The organism is Streptomyces sp. SID3212, assembly GCF_009865405.1.
GTDB lineage: Bacteria > Actinomycetota > Actinomycetes > Streptomycetales > Streptomycetaceae > Streptomyces.
This window is the reverse complement of the sequence record NZ_WWJY01000390.1, coordinates 1-18,717: the sequence shown is the minus strand read 5'-3', so window position 1 is coordinate 18,717 and position 18,717 is coordinate 1. Positions and strand designations below refer to the sequence as shown.

Sequence of the window (18,717 nt, the reverse complement as noted above, 5' to 3'; positions counted from 1 at the left end):
GCCTCGGCGCCGGAGCGGCGCTGCTGACCAACGGCTTCGGCGACGAGCAGGGTCCGGCCGGCGGCGGCCAGGCGCCCCCGGCGACCGCCTCCGCCCGCCCGCCCCTGCTGGAGGCGGCTCTGCCCACGGGGTGGAAACCCTGGTACCTGACGCTGCCGAGTTCGAACGGGAACGGCCCCTTCGCCGCCGTCGAGGGCTGTCGGCCGTACGAACTCGCCCTCTACTGCTGGGGCGACGGCTTCTCCGCCGCCCGTATCGACGCCGCCTCGGGAAAGGTCGTCTGGCGGGTCCCGTACACGGACGTGGGGACGCCGAGCACGATCGACGTACGCTCCGGCCAGGTGCTCGTGGTCGGCCCGGCTTCGGGGGACGGGCTGCGGGCCGATCTGATCGTCCTGGACCGGGAGTCGGGGAAACAGCTCTGGACGAAGCGGATGGCCAACCACCCGGCGCTGTTCTTCGGTGGCGCGGTGCTGTTCCGCGACACCTTCTCCGCCGGTGCGCTGGTCGCACGCGACGCCACGACGGGTGAGCGGCTGTGGTCGACGCCGGTGCCCGAGGGGGCGGACTGTGTGCCGCTGGTGTCCGGCGCCGTGCCGTACGCCGTGTGCACCCCGGATCCCGGGAGCCGGCCGACGAAGCTGCTGCGGCTCGACCCGGAGAACGGCACGCCGGAAGAGGTGGCCCAGGTGAAGGGGGCCGTCCACTCGCTCGGGATCGCGGGCGGCGCACTCCACCTCCTCGTACCGGACAGCGGTTCCGGGATGTCGTACTCCTCGCTCGTGACGGTCGATGTCCGTACGGGCGACCGGCGCACGGTCCCGTTGCCCTCGCGTCCCGACGGCAGGCCGGCGTCGGCGGGCGGTCTTGTGGTGTTCGTCCAGCAGACCGGGCGGGTCACGGCGGTCGATCCCGGCACCGGTGACCGGGTGTGGAGCCGGGAGACCGGCGTGGACCTGCTGGGGCCGCCGACGGCGTCGGAGCGGGAGGGGGCGCTCTACCTGTCCAGCTACAGCGGGCGGTTGGTCGCCCTCGACCTGCGGACGGGCGCGAAACGGTGGCAGACGGCCGCGATGGGGACGAGCACCTCCGGGATGCAAGAGGGGGTGGCCCCCATGCGGACGGGTGGCGCGATCGTGACGCTGGCGAACGGATCCCTGCGCTCGGTCGACCCGCTGCGCCCGCACGCCGGGGAGTGAACGGACCGGACGGGAGCGGGCCGGGGGAGTGCGGCGCAGTGCAGCGCTTGGCATGGACCTGCCCATGAACCTCCGTTAGGCTCCGGCTGGCACGCCTGAGAGCGCTCTCAGGCGCCTGCTGTTCCACCCCCACGTCACTGGAACACAGAAGGGCCACTTCCCTTGAGACGCAGCACTGTCATACGTACCGGCCTCTCCGCACTCCTCCTGGTGGGCGCCTGGTCGACGGCCGGGTTCGCCCCGGCCACCGCCGCCCCCGCGGCCCCCTCCGCTCCGTCCGCCGAGGCACCGGCCTCCGCGGGTCTGCTCACCGCCCTCCAGAAGGACCTCGGCCTGACGAAGGAACAGGCCACGGCCCGCCTCGCCGCCGAGAAGACGGCGACGGCGGTCGACACGAAGGCGCAGCGCGTGGCGGGATCCTCCTACGGAGGCTCCTGGTTCGACCCCGCCAGCGGCACCCTGACCGTCGCGCTCGCCGGTGGCGAGAAGGCCGCCGCCGTACGGGCCACCGGTGCGGCCGTCCAGCTGGTCCGCCACAGCGAGCGGCAGCTCGACGCGGCGAAGAAGCGGATCGACAAGCTCACCGCGCCGGCCGGCGTCAGCAGCTGGCAGGTCGACCCCAGGACCAATCAGGTCGTGGTCCGCGTGGTCGCGGAGCGCAAGGACGACAACGATGTCCGCGCCTTCGTGGCCAAGGCCCTCAAGACCGGGCCCGTCACGGTCGCCGAGACCGCCGAGGCGCCGCGTACCACCGCCGCGGGCACGGTCGGCGGCGACCCGTACTACACGGGCAACGTGCGCTGTTCCATCGGCTTCTCCGTGTACGGCGGGTTCGTGACCGCCGGCCACTGCGGGGGCACGGGCGCCGCGGTCTACGGCTGGGACCGCTCGTACATCGGCAACTTCCAGGGCTCGACCTTCCCCGGCAACGACTACGCCTGGGTGAACGTCGGCAGCGGCTGGTGGACCGTCCCGGTCGTCCTCGGCTGGGGCACGGTCTCCGACCAGCTGGTCCGCGGCTCCAACGAGGCGCCCGTCGGCGCGTCGATCTGCCGCTCGGGCTCCACGACGCACTGGCGCTGCGGTGTCATCCAGGGCAAGAACATCACCGTCAACTACAGCCAGGGCGCGGTGTACGCGATGACCGGGACGAGCGTCTGTGTCGAGGGCGGTGACTCGGGAGGCTCGTACATCAGCGGCGACCAGGCCCAGGGCATCACCTCGGGCGGCTCGGGCAACTGCACCTCCGGTGGCCAGTCGTTCTACCAGCCGATCAATCCGGTGCTGAGCCGGTACGGCTTGACGCTGCACACGGCCTGACGGTCACGGCCCGCTCGCCCCGCCCGCCGGGCTCCCCGGCCGGCGGGGCGAGTGCCGGCCCGGCCGTCGGGCGGCCGGGCCTGGATGCGGGCGGCCAGGCGCCGGTGGACAATGGGGATCATGACGGAACCAGTGCCGAACCAGCCTGAAATGATCACCCCGGCCGGCCACGTCGAGCCGGTTCCCCGCCGTATCCGCGGCTTTCTCGGCGGGCGCGCGGTGGTGGACACCCTGCGGGCGCGGTACGTGTGGGAGTGGCCCGGCTATCCGCAGTACTCGGTCCCGGTCGACGACCTGATCGACTGCGAACTGGTGGACGAGGACCGTGTCCTCAAGCTGGCCCCCGGACCCGCGCGGCGTCAGGCGCTGAAGGCGGGGGACACCGTCGTGTCCGACGCGGGGTGGCTGTGGGCGGAGGGCGCGTCCGACGGCCTGGAGGGGACGGTCAGGTTCCGGTGGGAGACGCTCGACGCGTGGTACGAGGAGGACGAGCAGGTCTTTGTCCACCCGAGGAGCCCGTACACCCGCGTGGACGCCCTGCGCTCCGGCCGTGAGATCCGGGTCGAGCTCGACGGGGTCGTCCTGGCGGAGGCGGACACCTCGGTCATGGTGTTCGAGACGGGCCTGCCGACGCGCTACTACCTCGACCGCCTGAACGTCGACTTCACGCTCCTGATGCCCACGGACACGGTGACCGCCTGCCCCTACAAGGGGAGGACCAGCGGCTACTGGTCGGTGGAGACGCCCGCCGGTGTCCACGACGACCTGGTCTGGGCGTACGACTTCCCGACCCGTCAGGTCGCGCCGATCGCCGGACTGGTCGCCTTCTACAACGAGCGGGTGGACCTGTTCCTGGACGGCGAACTCCAGCCCCGGCCGCCCACGGTGACGCGCGCGACGCACGAGGCGGCCCAGGGGTAGACGGCCCAGGGGCAGACGCGCGGACGTCCCGCCGCCCGGAAGCCGGGCGGCGGGACATCCGGGTCTGCGGGGACGTTACGGGACGAGCTTGAGGAGCTTGTTCGGCGAGCCGGTGCCTATGCCGGTCAGGACGTTGGACGTCGCGCCGTTCACCAGCGCGGCGGCCACGGTCGCCGGGGAGGCGCCGGGGTGGTTCGTCAGGTAGATCGCGGCGGCGCCCGCGACGTGCGGGGCGGCGAACGAGGTGCCGTCGCCGGTGTACGTCGCGGTGTCGGAGCTGTTCCAGCCCGCCGTGATGGCCGAGCCCGGGGCGAAGATGTCCACGGCCGCGCCGTAGTTGGAGTACGAGGCCCTCGCGTCCGTCCTGGTGGTGGCGCCGACGGTGAGGGCGGTGGGCACGCGGGCGGGGGAGTAGTTGGCCGCCGGGGCACCGGCGTTGCCCGCCGCGATGGAGTACGTGACGCCCGAGGCGATCGAGTTCTTCACCGCGTTGTCGAGCGTGGTGCTGGCGCCGCCGCCGAGCGAGACGTTCGCGACGGAGGACGCCACGTGGTTGGCGGTGATCCAGTCCACGCCCGCGATGACGCCGGCCGTGGTGCCGGAGCCGTCGTTGCCGAGGACCCGGACCGCGACGATCTTCGCCTTCTTGGCGACGCCGTAGGTGGTGCCCGCGACGGTGGTGGCGACGTGCGTGCCGTGGCCGTAACCGTCCTGCGCGGTGGCGTCGTTGTCGACGAAGTCGTAGCCGTAGGAGGCGCGGCCCGCGATCTGCTGGTGGGTGATGCGCACGCCCGTGTCCAGGACGTAGACGGTCGTGTTGCCGCCCGCCGAGTCCGGGTAGGTGTACGTGCCGTTCAGCGGGAGGTTCGCCTGGTCGATGCGGTCCAGACCCCAGGGGGCGTTGGTCTGGGTGGCCGTCGCGTAGACCTTCTGGTCCTGCTCGACCGACGCGACGGCCGGGTCCGCCGCCAGGCGCGCGGCCTCGGTGCCGCTGAGGGAGGCGGCGTAGCCGTTGAGCGCGGAGGTGTACGTACGCGTCACCTTGCCGCCGTACCCGGCGATGAGCTGCTTGCCCTCGGTGGCCTTGGCCGAGAAGCCGGCCGTCTTCTTGAGCGTGACGATGTAGCTGCCGCTGACGGCGTCGGCGGAGCCGGCGTGCAGGACTCTGCCTTCGGCCGGGGCGGCCTGGGCCGGCAGGGCGGTGCCCGCTCCGATGATCGCGGCCACGGTCGCCGCGGTGGCGATCGCGGTGGCGATACGCCGCTTGTTCGTACGCACTGCTGCCATGGGGGGTGTCCTTCGTATCGGTGGCGCGGGGTGGTGTTCGCGCCTCAACCGGAGTGCGGCGTACGGGAGTCGGACGCCGCCCAGTGACGATGCACCGGCCCGTTCCGGCGGGACAACCGTTTCCAGGAGATGTCATGGCCCCGACATGGGACGTTACGTTCTGTCCGCACGCCGTCACGATCCGGCAATCCTGCGCAGCGTCCTGATAATGGGCTGTTCACAAGTCGCCCTGGAGGCACGGTAGTTGGCGGGACCACCGTCGCCGGGCGGCCGTGGGGAGGACGTGGGCGTCGAGTGGGGATTGTGCCGAACACCGATGCGGAGTTACCGTTCACGCAGGTTATGAGTGTCAGCGACAAGCCCTGGTTGGCTGACCGGCAACCCTCCTGACGCGGCGGGGTGCTCCAGGTGACGACCCGGCGGAGCCGAAGACGGCGGCGCAAGCGCGAGAGCTCGGACCGGTACGACCGGTCGAGGCGGAGGTGATGGCAGTGCGAGGACGGTACGGCACGCGCACGGCCTTCGCCGCCAGGAGCCACCCCCGGGTCGTCGGCATGTTCTCCCGGCGCCACATCGATCTCCAGCGTGTCGCCGGCGCCCTGTGTCCGGCGTACGTGAACGCCGCGCCGCGGCACACCCCGTAGCGGCACCTTCTCCGCCGCACGGCTCCGACGTACAGCGCCCTCCGACGCACGTCCGCCGACTTCCGCCCGGGACAGGACCCGGAGACGGAAGGCCCTCGGCATGTCCGGGAGATCTCCCCGCCAGGAGAACTCCCGGACAGGCGTGATGTTCGAGCCCACGTGATGTTCGCGTCCACATTGTCGAGTCCACGAGATTTCCGAGCGGGAAGCGATACCGCCATGCCTTCAGCACCTTCACCCCTCCATCTGGCCGTCGCCCTCGACGCCGCGGGCTGGCATCCCGCCGCCTGGCGTGAGCCGGGGGCCCGGCCCCGCGAGCTGTTCACCGCGCGGTACTGGACCGACCTGGTGACCGAGGCCGAGCGGGGCCTGCTGGACTTCGTGACCGTCGAGGACTCCCTGAGCCTCCAGTCCTCGTCCTTCACCGGGCCCGACGGCCGCACCGATCAGGTACGGGGCCGGCTCGACGCGGTGCTCGTCGCCGCCCGGGTCGCCCCGCTGACCCGGCACATCGGGCTGATCCCCACCGCCGTCGTCACGCACACCGAGCCGTTCCACGTCTCCAAGGCCGTCGCCACCCTCGACCACATCAGCGCCGGCCGGGCCGGCGTCCAGGTCAAGGTGTCGGGACGCGCCGACGAGGCCCCGCACTTCGGCCGCAGGCCGGCCGTCCAGTTGCGCGTCGACGAGCTGGACTCGCCCGCCGGACTGGCCCTCCTCAAGGAGCTGTTCGACGAGGCGGGCGACTACGTCGAAGTGCTGCGCAGGCTGTGGGACAGCTGGGAGGACGACGCCGAGATCCGCGACGCGGCCACCGGCCGCTTCATCGACCGCGACAAGCTCCACTACATCGACTTCACGGGAGAGCGGTTCAGCGTCAAGGGCCCCTCCATCACCCCGCGCCCGCCCCAGGGACAGCCGGTCGTCGCCGCGCTCGCCCACCGTGCGGAACCGTTCCGCCTCGTCGCCACCTCCACCGATGTCGGCTTCGTCACCCCGCGCGACGCCGAGGACACCCGGGCGATCCTGACCCAGATCCGCGACGCGCAGGCCACCGCCGGCCGTGACGGCGAAACGGTCCACGTCTTCGGCGACCTGGTCGTCTTCCTCGACGACGACCCGGCAGCCGCCGCCGACCGCCGGGCACGCCTGGAGGAGCGCGCGGGCGCCCCGTACACCAGTGACGCCCGGATCTTCACCGGTACGCCCGCCGAGCTGGCCGACCTGCTCCTCGAAGGGCAGGAGGCCGGTCTGACCGGTTTCCGTCTGCGGCCCGCCGCCCTGCCCCACGACCTGGAGCGGATCACCCGCGGCCTGGTGCCGGAACTCCAGCGGCGCGGTGCCTTCCGTACCGCCTACGAGGCGGCCACCCTGCGCGGCCTGCTCGGCCTGCCCCGCCCCGCGAACCGGTACGCCGCGCTCTGAGCGGGACCCGGCCTCGCCCGCTCCGAAGAGAGCTCCGCAGACACGTAAGGACGCACCCCGCATGAGCAAGCCCGTCAAGCAGATCCACCTCGCCGCCCACTTCCCCGGCGTGAACAACAGCACCGTGTGGAGCGACCCCGACGCCGGCAGCCAGATCGACTTCAGCTCCTTCGCGCACCTCGCCAGGACGGCGGAGCGCGCCAAGTTCGACTTCCTCTTCCTGGCCGAGGGGCTGCGGCTGCGCGAGCAGAACGGGGAGATCTACGACCTCGACGTCGTCGGCCGTCCCGACACCTTCACCGTCCTGACCGCCCTGGCCGCCGTCACCGAGAAGCTCGGACTCGCCGGGACGATCAACTCCACCTTCAACGAACCGTACGAAGTGGCCCGTCAGTTCGCCACACTCGACCACCTGTCCGCGGGCCGGGCCGCCTGGAACGTCGTCACCTCCTGGGACGAGTTCACCGGGCAGAACTTCCGGCGCGGCGGCTTCCTGGCCCAGGAGGACCGCTACCTGCGCGCCCGGCAGTTCCTCGCCGCGACCTGGGAACTGTTCGACTCCTGGCGCGGCGACGAACTGGTCGCCGACCAGGACGCCGGGATCTTCCTCACCGATCCGGCACCCGGCCGGTTCGACCACCACGTCGGCCAGTTCGACATCAGCGGCCACTTCAACGTCCCCCGCAGCCCGCAGGGCCGCCCCGTCATCTTCCAGGCGGGCGACTCCGAGGAGGGCAGGGAGTTCGCGGCCTCGGGCGCGGACGCCATCTTCACCCGCCACGGCACCCTGGAGGACGGCCAGGCGTTCTACACCGACGTCAAGCGGCGCCTCGCCCGGTACGGCCGCACCCACGACGAGCTGAAGATCCTGCCCGGCGTCACCTTCGTGCTCGGGGACACCGACGCCGACGCCAGGGAGAAGGCGGACGTCATACGCCACCAGCAGGTCAGCGGCCCCACCGCGATCAAACTGCTCGAACAGCTCTGGAACCGCGACCTCGGTTCGTACGACCCCGACGGGCCGCTGCCCGCCGTCGACCCGCTCGTCGGCGAGAACACGGTCGCCCGCGGCCGGGCCTCCGTACGGATGCACCGCGATCCGCTGGCCACCGCCGCCCGGTGGCGCGCCCTGGCCGAGGAGAAGGACCTCTCGATCCGCGAGCTGATCATCGCGGTGACGGGACGGCAGTCCTTCATCGGCTCCCCGGCGACTGTCGCGGAAGCGCTCAACCGCTTCGTCCAGTCGGACGCCAGTGACGGGTTCATCCTCACCCCGCACCTGACCCCCGGCGGTCTGGACGACTTCGCCGACACCGTCGTCCCGCTGCTCCAGGAGAGGGGCGTCTTCCGGACCGAGTACGAAGGGGACACCCTGCGGGAGCACTTGGGGCTCGGTGCGGCCGGCGCGGTGCGGTCCGACCCGGCCGGAGCCGCCAACAGGAAGGCCGCGTCGTGAAGTTCCTCGCCATCACCCTGATCGTGCACGCGCCCGACCCGGTCACCGGCGTCCGGAAATCGACCCATGACCGCTTCCGGGAGGTGATCGACAACGCCCTGCTCGCCGAGGAGTTGGGCTTCGACGGCTTCGGCGTGGGCGAGCGCCACGAGCGCCCCTTCATCTCCTCGTCACCGCCGGTCGTGCTCAGCCATCTCGCCGCGCTCACCAGCAGGATCCGGCTGTTCACGGCGGTGACCACCCTGAGCCTGCTCGACCCGGTCCGGGCGTACGAGGACTACGCCACGCTCGACCACCTGTCCGAGGGCCGCCTGGAGCTGATCATCGGCAAGGGCAACGGAGCCGCCCAGCGGGAGCTGTACCACGTCACCGCCGAGGACCAGTGGGAGCGCAACGCCGAGTCGTACGAACTGTTCCGGCAGATCTGGCGGAACGACAAGGTCACCGCCTCGCCCGCGTTCCGCGGTGAGCTGAAGGACGCCGAGGTCTGGCCCCGGCCGTACCAGCGGCCCGTCCGCGTCTGGCACGGCAGCGCGACCAGCCGGGAGTCGGTGGACCTGGCGGCCCGTTACGGCGACCCGCTGTTCTCCGCCAACGTGACCAACCCCATCGAGCCGTACGCGGAACTCGTCCGCCACTACCGCGAACGGTGGGAGCACTACGGCCACGACCCGGCCCTCGCCACCGTCGGCGCGGGCTCCGCCGGGTTCTGCACGGCCCGCACCTCGCAGGAGGCGGTGGCGGCCTACCGGCCCGTCTTCGAGGGGCAGTTGGCGTTCCAGAAGCGGCTCGGACTCGAACCGGTCTTCGCCACCCTGGAGGACTTCGTCGCCCGCAGCTCCGCCCTCATCGGCAGCCCGCAGCAGGTGATCGAGAAGGTGCACCGGTACCACGAACAGTTCGGCCACAGCGTCCTGCACCTGCACGCCGACGCCTCGGGGCTGACCCCGGCCCAGCACCGGGCGAGCCTGGAGCTGTTCCAGGCCGAGATCGCCCCCACCCTGCGCCGGGACCTCCCCGACCCGCCCTGGACGTGGGGCCCGGTCGCGCCCGCCGACGACAACGGTGCCGAGGGCCCGGCCCGTACGGACCCCTCCGCCACCGGTACGGACCCCTCCGCCACCGGTCCGGACGGCACCGCCGCGCCCGCACCCACCCCGCGCTGACAAGGAGCGATCATCATGGCCCCCCATCGCACCCCGCTGGCGGTCCTGGACCTCGTCCCGATCTCCTCCGGGTCCACCGCGGCGCAGGCGCTGCGCAACAGCGTCGACCTCGCCCGGCACGCCGAACGCCTGGGCTACGCCCGGTACTGGTTCGCCGAGCACCACCTCAACCCCGGGGTCGCGGGCACCTCCCCGGCCGTCGTCCTCGCCCTCACCGCCGCCGCCACCTCCACCATCCGGCTCGGGTCCGGCGCCGTCCAGCTGGGACACCGCACCGCCCTGTCCACCGTCGAGGAGTTCGGCCTCCTCGACACGGTGTACCCGGGCCGGTTCGACCTCGGGCTCGGCCGCTCCGGCGGCAGGGGAGCCCTCCCCGGCAAGGACGCCCCGCCGGTCGCGTCGACCCCCGTCGTCGACGGCCGCACCCCGAACGGGCTGCGCATCCCCGCCCCGTTCTCCTTCGAACACCTCCTGCGCTCCCCGCTCTTCGCCCTGCACAAGCAGCTGCTCCAGCAACCGGGCGCCGAATCCCAGCCGTACGACGAGCAGATAGCCGACATCCTCGCGCTGCTCGGCGGCACGTACGCCACGGGTGAGGGCGTCGAGGCCCACATCGTGCCCGGCGAGGGGGCCGACCTCCAGGTCTGGATCCTTGGTACGAGCGCGGGCATCAGCGCCCAGGTCGCGGGCGCCAACGGCCTGAGGTTCGCGGCGAATTACCACGTCAGCCCGTCCAGTGTGCTGGAGGCCGCCGAGGGGTACCGCGCGGCGTTCAAGCCCTCCGAAGAGCTGGACCGGCCCTACCTCAGCGTCTCCGCCGACGTCGTCGTCGCCGAGGACGAGGCCACCGCCCGCGAACGGGCCGCCGGCTACGGCCTGTGGGTGCGCGGCATCCGCAGAGGGGAGGGCGCCGTCCCGTTCCCCACGCCCGAGGAAGCCCGGGCCCACGTCTGGTCCGACGCGGACAGGACCCTGGTCGCCGACCGCCTCGAAACACAGTTCGTCGGCTCGCCGGAACAGGTCGCCGACCAGCTGGAGATCCTCCGCGACGCCACCGGAGCCGACGAGCTGATCGTCACCACCATCACCCACGACCACGCGGACCGGGTCCGCAGCTACGAGCTGCTGGCCGGCGAATGGAACCGACGATGACCACCAGCCGTACGCAATGCCTCGAAAAGACGCCCGAACGCCACAGCCTGCGCCCCACCGATCTGCGGAAGGTCTTCGGGACCTTCCCCACCGGGGTCACGGCCGTCGCGGCGCTCGTGGACGGCCGGCCGGTGGGCCTCGCCGCCAGCTCGTTCACGTCCGTGTCCCTCGACCCGCCGCTGATCTCGGTGTGCGTCGCCCACAGCTCGACGACCTGGCCCGTGCTGCGCGACCGGACCCGCCTCGGGGTCTCCGTCCTCGGCGCCCACCAGGAACGGGCCTGCCGGCGGCTCGCCGCCCGCGAGGGCGACCGGTTCGCCGGCCTCGACTGGCGCGCCACACGCGACGGGGCGGTGCTGATCGAGCACACGAGCGCGTGGTTCGACTGCACCGTGGAGCGGCTCATCGAAGCCGGCGACCACGACATCGTCCTGCTGCGGATCCATGAGCTGGACGCCGACCACCGGGTGCCCCCGCTGGTCTTCCATGCCGGAGGTTTCCGGCGCCTCGAAGAGAACGTGAGGGAATCCCTGTGACGGTCCAGGACATCGACCGGGTCGACCGGGCGGGCTTCGCCGAGGAGTGGCGGCGGTGGCGTGACGCCCACGAGCGGGTGCTCGCCGATCCGCACGGCTTTCTCGCGGTCACCAGCCTGCGCTGGCTGGACGCCGAGCCGACCCGGTTCCCCGACGCGCCGGGCGCGTGGTCCAGTACGGCGGACGGCGTACGGGTGGAGCTGGACGAGGGCGAGGAGCTGACCGTCGACGGCGCGGCCGTGCGCGGCACGTACAGCTTCGGGATCCTCGCCGAGCGCTCCAGCGTGTACGCCGGGGCGGGCGACGCTGTGATCGAGGTCGCCAAGCGCGGCGGGCACGACATCGTGCGCCCCCGCCACCCCGACAACGCACTGCTCACCGCGCACGTCCCGGCGCCCGCGTACGAGCCCGACCCGCGCTGGGTCCGTACAGGCCGCTTCGTGCCGTACGGGACACCGCGCGCGGTGACGGTGGGCGCGGCCGTGGAAGGGCTCCAGCACGTGTACGACGCCCCGGGCCAGGTCGAGTTCGAGCTGGACGGCGACACGCACCGGCTGACCGCGTTCAACGGCCGTGACCCCGGCAGCCTGTTGGTGCTCTTCACCGACGCCACGTCCGGCGTCACGACCTACGCGGCGAACCGTACGGTCTCCGTCGCGGCCCCCGACGCCGAGGGCGGGGTGCGCGTCGACTTCAACCGGGCGGTCAACCTGCCCTGCGCGTACACCGATCTGGCCACGTGCCCGCTCCCCCCGGCGGAGAACCGCCTGCCGGTCGCGGTCGAGGCCGGCGAGAAGATCCCCCACGAACGGCTCGGGGGACAGTAGGCCTCCGGCGCGCGGATGCCGCGCGGATTCGTCGTGGACGGCCTCACCCCTGGCACCGGGGTTGAGGCCGTCCACGACCGGCGGAGGAGACGCCGTTGCGGGCGGCGAGGGACGGTCCCGTCGTATACAAGTCCGGTCGTACAGCCGGGTCCTGAGCGGAACCGGCCAGTCCTGTCAGACCCCTGGCGTGGTATCGGTGACCGGGGGCATTCTCCCCCTATGCGTCTCCTTCTGGCCCGGTGCCTGCGGTCCGCGGTTAACGCGCTGGTCGCTTTCGGGCACCTCTGGGTCTACGTCCCCCCGCTGCCCGCTTCCCCCACCGCGCAGACGCCGCCGAGCCCTCCCGCCGCGCCAGGACCGCACCGGCTGACGGGCCCGGCGCCGGGACATCCCGAGCGGCTGTGCCCCGAAGTCCCGCTCAGCGAGACCGAGATGATGCTGCGACGGCAGCTGCTCGGGGCCCGTGGCGCGGAACTGTCCGGCGACTGACCGCTCCGGCGCCGGGGTCCGCCACCGGTCGCCGACCGTATTGACAGCCATGGCGATAGTAGCCATGTACGCTATATCCATGAGCAGCGAGGCACTCCACGGACCCACGCCCGGCCATCTGGTCTGGCGGCTCTCCACCAAGTGGCGTGTCGCCGTCGACCGGGCGCTCGCACCGCTGGGGCTCACCCACGCCCAATACGCCCTATTGTCCTCGCTGTACGGCATGCGGCGCGCCGGACTGCGTCCCAGCCAGCGCGAGTTGGCCGACCACACGGGCCTGGAGGCCCTGTACGTCTCCAAGTTGGCCCGCGCCCTGGAGGCCGACGGGCTCATCGAGCGGGTCCGGGACGCCAAGGACTCCCGCGCGGTGCGGCTCACCCTCACGGAGAGCGGGGGCGAGACCGTACGCCCCGCCATGGCCACCGTGCAGGAGTTGATGGACCGTCTCCTGGCACCCCTGGGCGGCCGGGACGACGTCCGTACGGCCGCCTTGGTGCGCGACCTGACCGCCCTCCTGGACGCGCCTCTCGAACCACCGTACTGACATCCGACGCAAGGACTCCCCGACATGCCCTCGATACCCGTGCTCGGCTCGACCCTCCACTACGAGGACTCCGGGAGCGGAACGCCCTTCGTGTTCCTCCACGGCAACCCCGGCTCCTCCCACGTCTGGCGCGACGTCCTGCCCCGCGTCGGCCGCGGACGGCTCCTCGCGCCCGACCTCATCGGGATGGGCCGCTCCGGCAAGCCAGACCTCCCCTACCTCTTCGCCGACCACGCCCGCTACCTCGACGCCTGGTTCGACGCCCTCGGACTCGACCGCGTCGTCCTGATCGGCCACGACTGGGGCGGCGCGCTCGCCTTCGACCGGGCCGCCCGGCACCCGGAGCGGGTCGCCGGCATCGCGTTCCTGGAGGCCGTCGTCAAGCCGCTCGCCCGGGAGGACCTGACCCCGCAGGCGCGCGAGCGCGTCGAGCGGCTCCGTACCCCCGGCCTCGGCGAGGAACTGGCGCTCGACCAGGACCTCATGGTCCGGCAGGCGTTCACCGGGGGAGTGCTCACCCCGGTGGCCGAGAAGGACCTCGCCGCCTACCTCGCCCCGTACCCCACCCGCGAGAGCCGCCGCCCCCTCCTGGCCTGGGCGCGCCAGATGCCGGTCGGCGGCGAGCCGGCCGGACTGGTCGCCCGGATCGAGGCGTTCGACGCCTGGCTCGCGGCCAGCACGCACGTACCGAAGCTCCTCATGACCTTCGAGGGCTCGCCCACCCTGCTCATCGGCAAGGAACTGGCCGACTGGTGCGCGGACCACATCGCCGCGCTCGAATCCGTCGCCTGCGGCGAGGCCGGACACCACGCCCCGGAGGACCGCCCGGAGGAGATCGCCGCCGCCCTCTCCGCGTGGGCGGACCGGCACGGGCTGCGCCACCCGGCCTGACGGGGGGCGGGAGCGGGCCCGGCCTCCCCGCTACTCGCCCCGCCGCCGGATCCTGCTCCCCAGCCACACCAGCGGGTCGTACTTCCGGTCCACCGCTCTCTCCTTGAGCGGGATCAGGGCGTTGTCCGTGATCCTGATGTGCTCGGGACAGACCTCCGTACAGCACTTGGTGATGTTGCAGTAGCCGAGACCGTGCTCGTCCTGCGCCGTGACACTCCGCTCGACACCCGACTCCCCGGCCGCGTCCAGCGGATGCATGTCCAGCTCCGCCACCCGCATCAGGAACCGCGGGCCCGCGAACGCGGTCTTGTTCTCCTCGTGGTCGCGCACCACATGGCAGGTGTCCTGGCACAGGAAACACTCGATGCACTTACGGAACTCCTGCGAGCGGTTCACGTCCACCTGCCGCATCCGGTACTCACCGGCCGCCACCCCCGGCGGCGGCACGAACGACGCGACCTCCCGCGCCTTCGTGTAGTTGAAGGACACGTCCGTCACCAGGTCGCGGATCACCGGGAACGCCCGCAGCGGGGTGATCGTGATCGTCTCCTCGCGGGAGAAGACGGACATCCGCGTCATGCACAACAGCCGCGGCCGTCCGTTGATCTCGGCGCTGCACGAACCGCACTTCCCCGCCTTGCAGTTCCAGCGCACCGCCAGATCCGTGGCCTGCGTGGCCTGGATACGGTGGACGATGTCGAGGACCACCTCCCCGTCGTGCACCTCGACGGCGAAGTCCGTCAGCTCCCCGCCCGCCGCGTCGCCCCGCCAGACCCGGAACCTCGCCTCGTACACCGTCGACACATCAGCGTCCGCCTTACGGCTCACGTCCGGGCTCACTCGTGCAGCTCCTCTTCGGCCAGGTATTTGACCAGCTCTTCCTTGTCGAACAGGGCGAGCAGATCGGGACGGATGGGCTCGGTCGTGTGCCGCGTGAGCGTGATCTGCCCCGTCTGCGGGCCGTCGGCCGGATCGCCCGGCGGGCCGGTCAGCCGGCAGTGCAGATTGATCCGGCGCCAGGCGGGATCCATCCCCGGCCAGTCGTCCCGGGTGTGCCCGCCCCGGCTCTCCGTACGCTCCAGGGCCGCCCGCGCGACACACTCGCTGACCAGGAGCATGTTGCGCAGGTCGAGCGCGAGGTGCCAGCCGGGGTTGAACTGCCGGTGCCCCTCGACCCCCGCCCGCCGGGCCCGTACGCGCAGGGCGGCCAGCTTCTCCAGCGCGTCCTCCATCTCGTCCTGGCGCCGGATGATGCCGACCAGGTCGTTCATCGCCTGCTGGAGTTCCTGATGGAGTGTGTACGGATTCTCCGGCGGCAGCCCCGTCCCCGCGTCCTCCGCGCTGAACGGGCGCAGCGCCTCGGCCGCCGCCGCGTCGATCTCCGCCTCGTCCACGGCCGGACGCCTGGCGAGCCCGGCGGCGTACGCCGCCGCGTGCAGCCCCGCCCGGCGGCCGAAGACCAGCAGGTCGGAGAGGGAGTTGCCGCCGAGCCGGTTGGAGCCGTGCATCCCGCCCGCCACCTCACCGGCGGCGTAGAGCCCGGTCACCCCCGGGGCAGCGGCGGTCTCCGAGTCGACCGCGATCCCGCCCATCACGTAGTGGCACGTGGGGCCGACCTCCATCGCCTCCGTCGTGATGTCCACGTCCGCCAGCTCCTTGAACTGGTGGTACATCGACGGCAGCCGGCGCTTGATCGCCTCCGCCGGCATCCGCGTCGACACATCGAGGAACACCCCGCCGTGCGGTGAGCCGCGCCCCGCCTTCACCTCGGCGTTGATGGCCCTGGCCACCTCGTCGCGGGGGAGCAGCTCGGGAGGCCGCAGGTTGTGGTCCGGATCGTGGTACCAACGGTCGCCCTCGTCCTCCGAGTCGGCGTACTTCTCCTTGAACACGTCGGGTATGTAGTCGAACATGAACCGCTTGCCCTCGGCGTTGCGCAGCACCCCGCCGTCCCCGCGCACCGACTCGGTGACCAGGAGCCCTTTGACCGACGGCGGCCAGATCATCCCCGTCGGATGGAACTGCACGAACTCCATGTTCAGCAGCGGCGCCCCCGCGAGCAGCGCCAGCGCGTGGCCGTCGCCGGTGTACTCCCAGGAGTTCGAGGTGACCTTGAACGACTTCCCGATGCCTCCGGTGGCGAGCACCACCGCGGGCGCCTCCAGCACGAAGAAACGCCCGGTCTCCCGGTCGTAGCAGAAGGTGCCCGCGACCCGCCCGCCGTCCTTGAGGATCCGGGTGACCGTGCACTCCTGATAGACCTTCAGCCGCGACTCGTGGTCGCCGGTCTCCCGGAAGTCCTCCTGCTGGAGCGAGACGATCTTCTGCTGGAGGGTACGGATCAGCTCCAGGCCCGTACGGTCGCCGACGTGCGCGAGCCGGGGGTACTCGTGGCCGCCGAAGTTCCGCTGGGAGATCCTCCCGTCGGGCGTACGGTCGAACAGCGCGCCCCAGGTCTCCAACTCCCAGACCCGGTCCGGTGCTTCCTGGGCGTGCAGCTCGGCCATGCGCCACTGGTTGAGGAACTTGCCGCCGCGCAGGGTGTCGCGGAAGTGCACCTGCCAGTTGTCGCCCGAGTTCACGTTGCCCATGGAGGCGGCGATCCCGCCCTCGGCCATCACCGTATGGGCCTTGCCGAACAGGGACTTGCAGATGACTGCGGTCCTCGCGCCCCGCTCGCGCGCCTCGACGGCGGCCCGCAGTCCCGCGCCGCCCGCGCCGACCACGACGACGTCCCACTGCCGGCGTTCGAGTTGCGTCATGGGTGAAGGCTCTCCCTGTCCCTAGAAGAAGCGCGGATCGTCGAAAGCTCCGGAGGCGAGCAGATAGACATAGAAATCGGCGGCGGCGACACTGATCAACGACGCCCAGGCGAGCTGCATATGACGGTGATTCAGCCTGCCGACCCATCCCCACAGCCGGTACCGCACCGGATGTGCCGAGAAATTCCGCAGCCGGCCGCCGATGACATGACGGCAGGAATGGCAGGAGAGGGTGTACGCCCAGATCAGCCCCACATTCACCACGAAGATCACACTCCCGAGCCCCATGTGGCCCCAGGCGTATTCCTCGTTCCGGAAGGTGAGCGCCGCGTCGTACGTGAGAATGCCCGCGACCAGCAGGGCGGCGTAGAAGAAATAGCGGTGGAGGTTCTGGAGGATCAAGGGGAAACGCGTCTCGCCGCTGTACTTCGCGTGCGGTTCGGCGACCGCGCAGGCCGGGGGAGACGCCCAGAAACTCCGGTAGTAGGCCTTGCGGTAGTAGTAGCAGGTCATCCGGAAGCCGAGCGGGAAGATCAGGATCAGCAGCGCCGGCGAAAGTCCCCACCAGCTTCCGAAAACCTCCCAGTTGGGCCCCTGACGCATCGTCAGGCAGTTGTCCGCGAGGCACGGCGAGTAGAACGGCGAGACGTAAGGAGCCGCGTAGTAGTCGGAATGGGCGAAGGCCCGCCAGGTCGAGTACACGACGAAGAGGAACAGGCCGGCCGCCGTCGCGGCGGGCGCGAGCCACCAGCGGTCCGTGCGCAGGTGCCGCGCGGCGATGGCGGCACGTCCCGCGCCGCGCACCCCCGCACCGAGTGGGGGAGGTTCCGTACCGGTGGCCAACAAGATCTCCTCGGGAGAAGGGCGCCGCCGACAACAGGGAAGCGGGCGCGCCCTAGGGGGCCCGGCGGTCGCGTACGCCCAGTCCCTCGTCGTCCGAGTCCGTCCAGAGCGCGCTGTCGTACGGCGTGTCGGGGATCGGGATGAGGTCGGGCACGCGGCCGGGCGCGGGGGGCGGGGAGCGTTGTTCACGCAGCTCGGCGAGGCCGCGTTCCAACCGTTCCACCGTGCGGATGAGGTCGTCCAGACGTTTCCTGACAGCTGCCAACTCGTCCTGCGATGACATCTCACCCTTCCGTCGCACGGCCTGGGGTGGCATGGGATGTACGGTCCCAGCAGTTGAGTATGCGCTTCACATCGCGGATCGTCACGACCTCGCGCACGCCCTTTTCCGGCGAGGACACCGGAGCGGACACCGGATCGGCAGACATTCGGCACCGCGCCGTCACTGCCCTCGGCGCACACTTCCCAGGTGACTGCGTACCCGCCCTCCGGTGTGAAACGGAACACCCCCGCCCACGAGCGGAATTCCGCGCTCAGTGATCCGCTGCTCGCGATCCACTTCCTGGGAGGATTCGAGATGCGCCCGCCCGAGATCGAAACCGATCTTCTCCCGGTCGAGGCCGCCGCCGACCGTCGTCTCGTCGGTGATCTCACCGCATTGATCAATGACGTCCACGCCGTGGAGGAAAGGGGCTTGTGGGCGGAAGGAACCGTACGGACGACCACCGCGGAAATAGCCGGAATGATCTCGGCGGGAGAGATCGCCGTCGCCCGGATGGACGGCCGTGTCGTCGGCTGTGTCCGCGTACGGCGGATCTCCCGGGAAACAGCCGAATTCGGGATGCTGGCCGCCTCGGCGGACCACCGGGGGGTCGGGGTGGGGCGCGATCTGGTGGCTTTCGCGGAGGATCTGGGCCGGCGCAACGGCCTCACCGAGATGGGCGTCGAACTGCTCGTCCCCTGGGCGTGGTCCCACCCTTCGAAGGACTTCCTCTTCGACTGGTACACCCGGAGGGGCTACCGCGAGGTCGGATACCGCGAGATCGCCACGGACACCCCCGTCGCGTCCCGGTCGCATCCGGCCTCGCTGCTCGCGACTCCCTGCGACGTCCTGATCCTGCGGAAGGATCTCAGGAAGCACCGGGATCTCAGGGAGCGGCAGGATCCCGGGGAGAGGCGGGATCCGGGGGAGCGGCGGGATCCGGGGCGCGCCCGCGTCTGACCGCCCAGGGGCGGGGCCGACGGCCCGCCGGGC

Annotated in this window: 19 protein-coding genes and 1 riboswitch; of the genes, 14 read left to right on the top strand and 5 right to left on the bottom strand. The window is 71.5% G+C overall.

The genetic code is table 11. From position 1 onward, the window contains the following. The 3 genes from GT042_RS11720 to GT042_RS11710 form a co-directional block, all read left to right on the top strand. Positions 1-1,199, top strand: a 1,199-nt coding sequence (locus GT042_RS11720) for a PQQ-binding-like beta-propeller repeat protein (RefSeq protein WP_161308654.1), incomplete at its 5' end; no start/stop codon positions are given. Positions 1,200-1,361: 162 nt separating this feature from the next. After that, a complete protein-coding gene (locus tag GT042_RS11715; RefSeq protein ID WP_202532651.1) occupies positions 1,362-2,519 on the top strand; it encodes a S1 family peptidase in 1,158 nt (385 codons plus the stop codon). Between the two features lie 111 nt (positions 2,520-2,630). Then, positions 2,631-3,440 (top strand): DUF427 domain-containing protein, encoded by an 810-nt coding sequence (locus GT042_RS11710; RefSeq protein ID WP_161308653.1) that lies wholly within the window; start codon positions 2,631-2,633, stop codon positions 3,438-3,440. A 75-nt stretch (positions 3,441-3,515) separates the two neighbouring features. Here GT042_RS11710 and GT042_RS39840 read toward each other — a convergent pair whose 3' ends face one another. Beyond that, the gene (locus tag GT042_RS39840) at positions 3,516-4,727 is read right to left on the bottom strand and encodes a S8 family peptidase (protein ID WP_161308652.1); all 1,212 of its coding nucleotides are present in this window, start codon (positions 4,725-4,727) and stop codon (positions 3,516-3,518) included. A 338-nt stretch (positions 4,728-5,065) separates the two neighbouring features. Continuing rightward, positions 5,066-5,179, top strand: a riboswitch (SAM riboswitch). A gap of 33 nt (positions 5,180-5,212) precedes the next feature. On the opposite strand from GT042_RS39840, the gene GT042_RS11700 reads away from it, so the two are divergent. The 10 genes from GT042_RS11700 (at position 5,213) to GT042_RS11655 (ending at position 13,857) form a co-directional block, all read left to right on the top strand. Next, positions 5,213-5,371 carry a putative leader peptide gene (locus tag GT042_RS11700; RefSeq protein ID WP_161308651.1) on the top strand — a complete coding sequence of 53 codons (159 nt, stop codon included), beginning with the start codon at positions 5,213-5,215 and terminating at the stop codon, positions 5,369-5,371. A gap of 219 nt (positions 5,372-5,590) precedes the next feature. Next, positions 5,591-6,796 carry an LLM class flavin-dependent oxidoreductase gene (locus GT042_RS11695; protein ID WP_161308650.1) on the top strand — a complete coding sequence of 402 codons (1,206 nt, stop codon included), beginning with the start codon at positions 5,591-5,593 and terminating at the stop codon, positions 6,794-6,796. Positions 6,797-6,857: 61 nt separating this feature from the next. Continuing rightward, a complete protein-coding gene (locus GT042_RS11690) occupies positions 6,858-8,252 on the top strand; it encodes an NtaA/DmoA family FMN-dependent monooxygenase (RefSeq protein ID WP_161308649.1) in 1,395 nt (464 codons plus the stop codon). After that, positions 8,249-9,418: an LLM class flavin-dependent oxidoreductase gene (locus GT042_RS11685; protein WP_161308648.1), complete on the top strand. Its 1,170-nt coding sequence runs from the start codon at positions 8,249-8,251 to the stop codon at positions 9,416-9,418. The genes GT042_RS11690 and GT042_RS11685 overlap by 4 nt, the downstream gene beginning before the upstream one ends. 15 nt (positions 9,419-9,433) lie before the next feature. Further along, positions 9,434-10,570: an LLM class flavin-dependent oxidoreductase gene (locus GT042_RS11680; RefSeq protein ID WP_161308647.1), complete on the top strand. Its 1,137-nt coding sequence runs from the start codon at positions 9,434-9,436 to the stop codon at positions 10,568-10,570. After that, the gene (locus GT042_RS11675) at positions 10,567-11,106 is read left to right on the top strand and encodes a flavin reductase family protein (RefSeq protein ID WP_202532650.1); all 540 of its coding nucleotides are present in this window, start codon (positions 10,567-10,569) and stop codon (positions 11,104-11,106) included. The genes GT042_RS11680 and GT042_RS11675 overlap by 4 nt, the downstream gene beginning before the upstream one ends. Next, a complete protein-coding gene (locus tag GT042_RS11670) occupies positions 11,103-11,933 on the top strand; it encodes a DUF1684 domain-containing protein (protein ID WP_161308645.1) in 831 nt (276 codons plus the stop codon). Before GT042_RS11675 ends, GT042_RS11670 begins: the two co-directional genes overlap by 4 nt. 219 nt (positions 11,934-12,152) lie before the next feature. Then, the gene (locus tag GT042_RS11665) at positions 12,153-12,422 is read left to right on the top strand and encodes a DUF6059 family protein (protein WP_161308644.1); all 270 of its coding nucleotides are present in this window, start codon (positions 12,153-12,155) and stop codon (positions 12,420-12,422) included. A gap of 79 nt (positions 12,423-12,501) precedes the next feature. Then, positions 12,502-12,966, top strand: a complete 465-nt coding sequence (locus GT042_RS11660; protein ID WP_161308643.1) for a MarR family transcriptional regulator — start codon at positions 12,502-12,504, stop codon at positions 12,964-12,966. A gap of 24 nt (positions 12,967-12,990) precedes the next feature. Further along, the gene (locus tag GT042_RS11655; protein WP_161308642.1) at positions 12,991-13,857 is read left to right on the top strand and encodes a haloalkane dehalogenase; all 867 of its coding nucleotides are present in this window, start codon (positions 12,991-12,993) and stop codon (positions 13,855-13,857) included. A 30-nt stretch (positions 13,858-13,887) separates the two neighbouring features. Here the strand turns inward: GT042_RS11655 and GT042_RS11650 are convergent, their stop codons facing one another. From GT042_RS11650 to GT042_RS11635, 4 genes are read right to left on the bottom strand one after another with little or no spacing between them, the layout of a single operon-like run. Beyond that, entirely contained in the window at positions 13,888-14,697 is an 810-nt protein-coding gene (locus GT042_RS11650) for a succinate dehydrogenase/fumarate reductase iron-sulfur subunit (RefSeq protein ID WP_345943747.1), read from the bottom strand. After that, positions 14,694-16,619, bottom strand: coding sequence for a fumarate reductase/succinate dehydrogenase flavoprotein subunit (locus GT042_RS11645; protein WP_161308641.1), 1,926 nt, complete (start codon positions 16,617-16,619; stop codon positions 14,694-14,696). The genes GT042_RS11650 and GT042_RS11645 overlap by 4 nt, the downstream gene beginning before the upstream one ends. Positions 16,620-16,640: 21 nt before the next feature. Next, the gene (locus tag GT042_RS11640; protein ID WP_161308640.1) at positions 16,641-17,462 is read right to left on the bottom strand and encodes a hypothetical protein; all 822 of its coding nucleotides are present in this window, start codon (positions 17,460-17,462) and stop codon (positions 16,641-16,643) included. 52 nt (positions 17,463-17,514) lie between these two features. Continuing rightward, a complete protein-coding gene (locus GT042_RS11635; protein ID WP_161308639.1) occupies positions 17,515-17,745 on the bottom strand; it encodes a hypothetical protein in 231 nt (76 codons plus the stop codon). A 186-nt stretch (positions 17,746-17,931) separates the two neighbouring features. Between GT042_RS11635 and GT042_RS40070 the strand changes: the two genes are divergently transcribed. Beyond that, entirely contained in the window at positions 17,932-18,684 is a 753-nt protein-coding gene (locus GT042_RS40070; RefSeq protein WP_345943746.1) for a GNAT family N-acetyltransferase, read from the top strand. The last annotated feature ends 33 nt before the right edge of the window (positions 18,685-18,717 follow it).

Coding starts and splice junctions, on each gene's coding strand:
- GT042_RS11710 (WP_161308653.1), top strand. CDS start 2,631: ATGGGGATCATGACGGAACCAGTGCCGAACCAGCCTGAAATGATCACC.
- GT042_RS39840 (WP_161308652.1), bottom strand. CDS start 4,727: ATGGCAGCAGTGCGTACGAACAAGCGGCGTATCGCCACCGCGATCGCC.
- GT042_RS11700 (WP_161308651.1), top strand. CDS start 5,213: ATGGCAGTGCGAGGACGGTACGGCACGCGCACGGCCTTCGCCGCCAGG.
- GT042_RS11695 (WP_161308650.1), top strand. CDS start 5,591: ATGCCTTCAGCACCTTCACCCCTCCATCTGGCCGTCGCCCTCGACGCC.
- GT042_RS11690 (WP_161308649.1), top strand. CDS start 6,858: ATGAGCAAGCCCGTCAAGCAGATCCACCTCGCCGCCCACTTCCCCGGC.
- GT042_RS11680 (WP_161308647.1), top strand. CDS start 9,434: ATGGCCCCCCATCGCACCCCGCTGGCGGTCCTGGACCTCGTCCCGATC.
- GT042_RS11675 (WP_202532650.1), top strand. CDS start 10,567: ATGACCACCAGCCGTACGCAATGCCTCGAAAAGACGCCCGAACGCCAC.
- GT042_RS11665 (WP_161308644.1), top strand. CDS start 12,153: ATGCGTCTCCTTCTGGCCCGGTGCCTGCGGTCCGCGGTTAACGCGCTG.
- GT042_RS11660 (WP_161308643.1), top strand. CDS start 12,502: ATGAGCAGCGAGGCACTCCACGGACCCACGCCCGGCCATCTGGTCTGG.
- GT042_RS11655 (WP_161308642.1), top strand. CDS start 12,991: ATGCCCTCGATACCCGTGCTCGGCTCGACCCTCCACTACGAGGACTCC.
- GT042_RS11645 (WP_161308641.1), bottom strand. CDS start 16,619: ATGACGCAACTCGAACGCCGGCAGTGGGACGTCGTCGTGGTCGGCGCG.
- GT042_RS11635 (WP_161308639.1), bottom strand. CDS start 17,745: ATGTCATCGCAGGACGAGTTGGCAGCTGTCAGGAAACGTCTGGACGAC.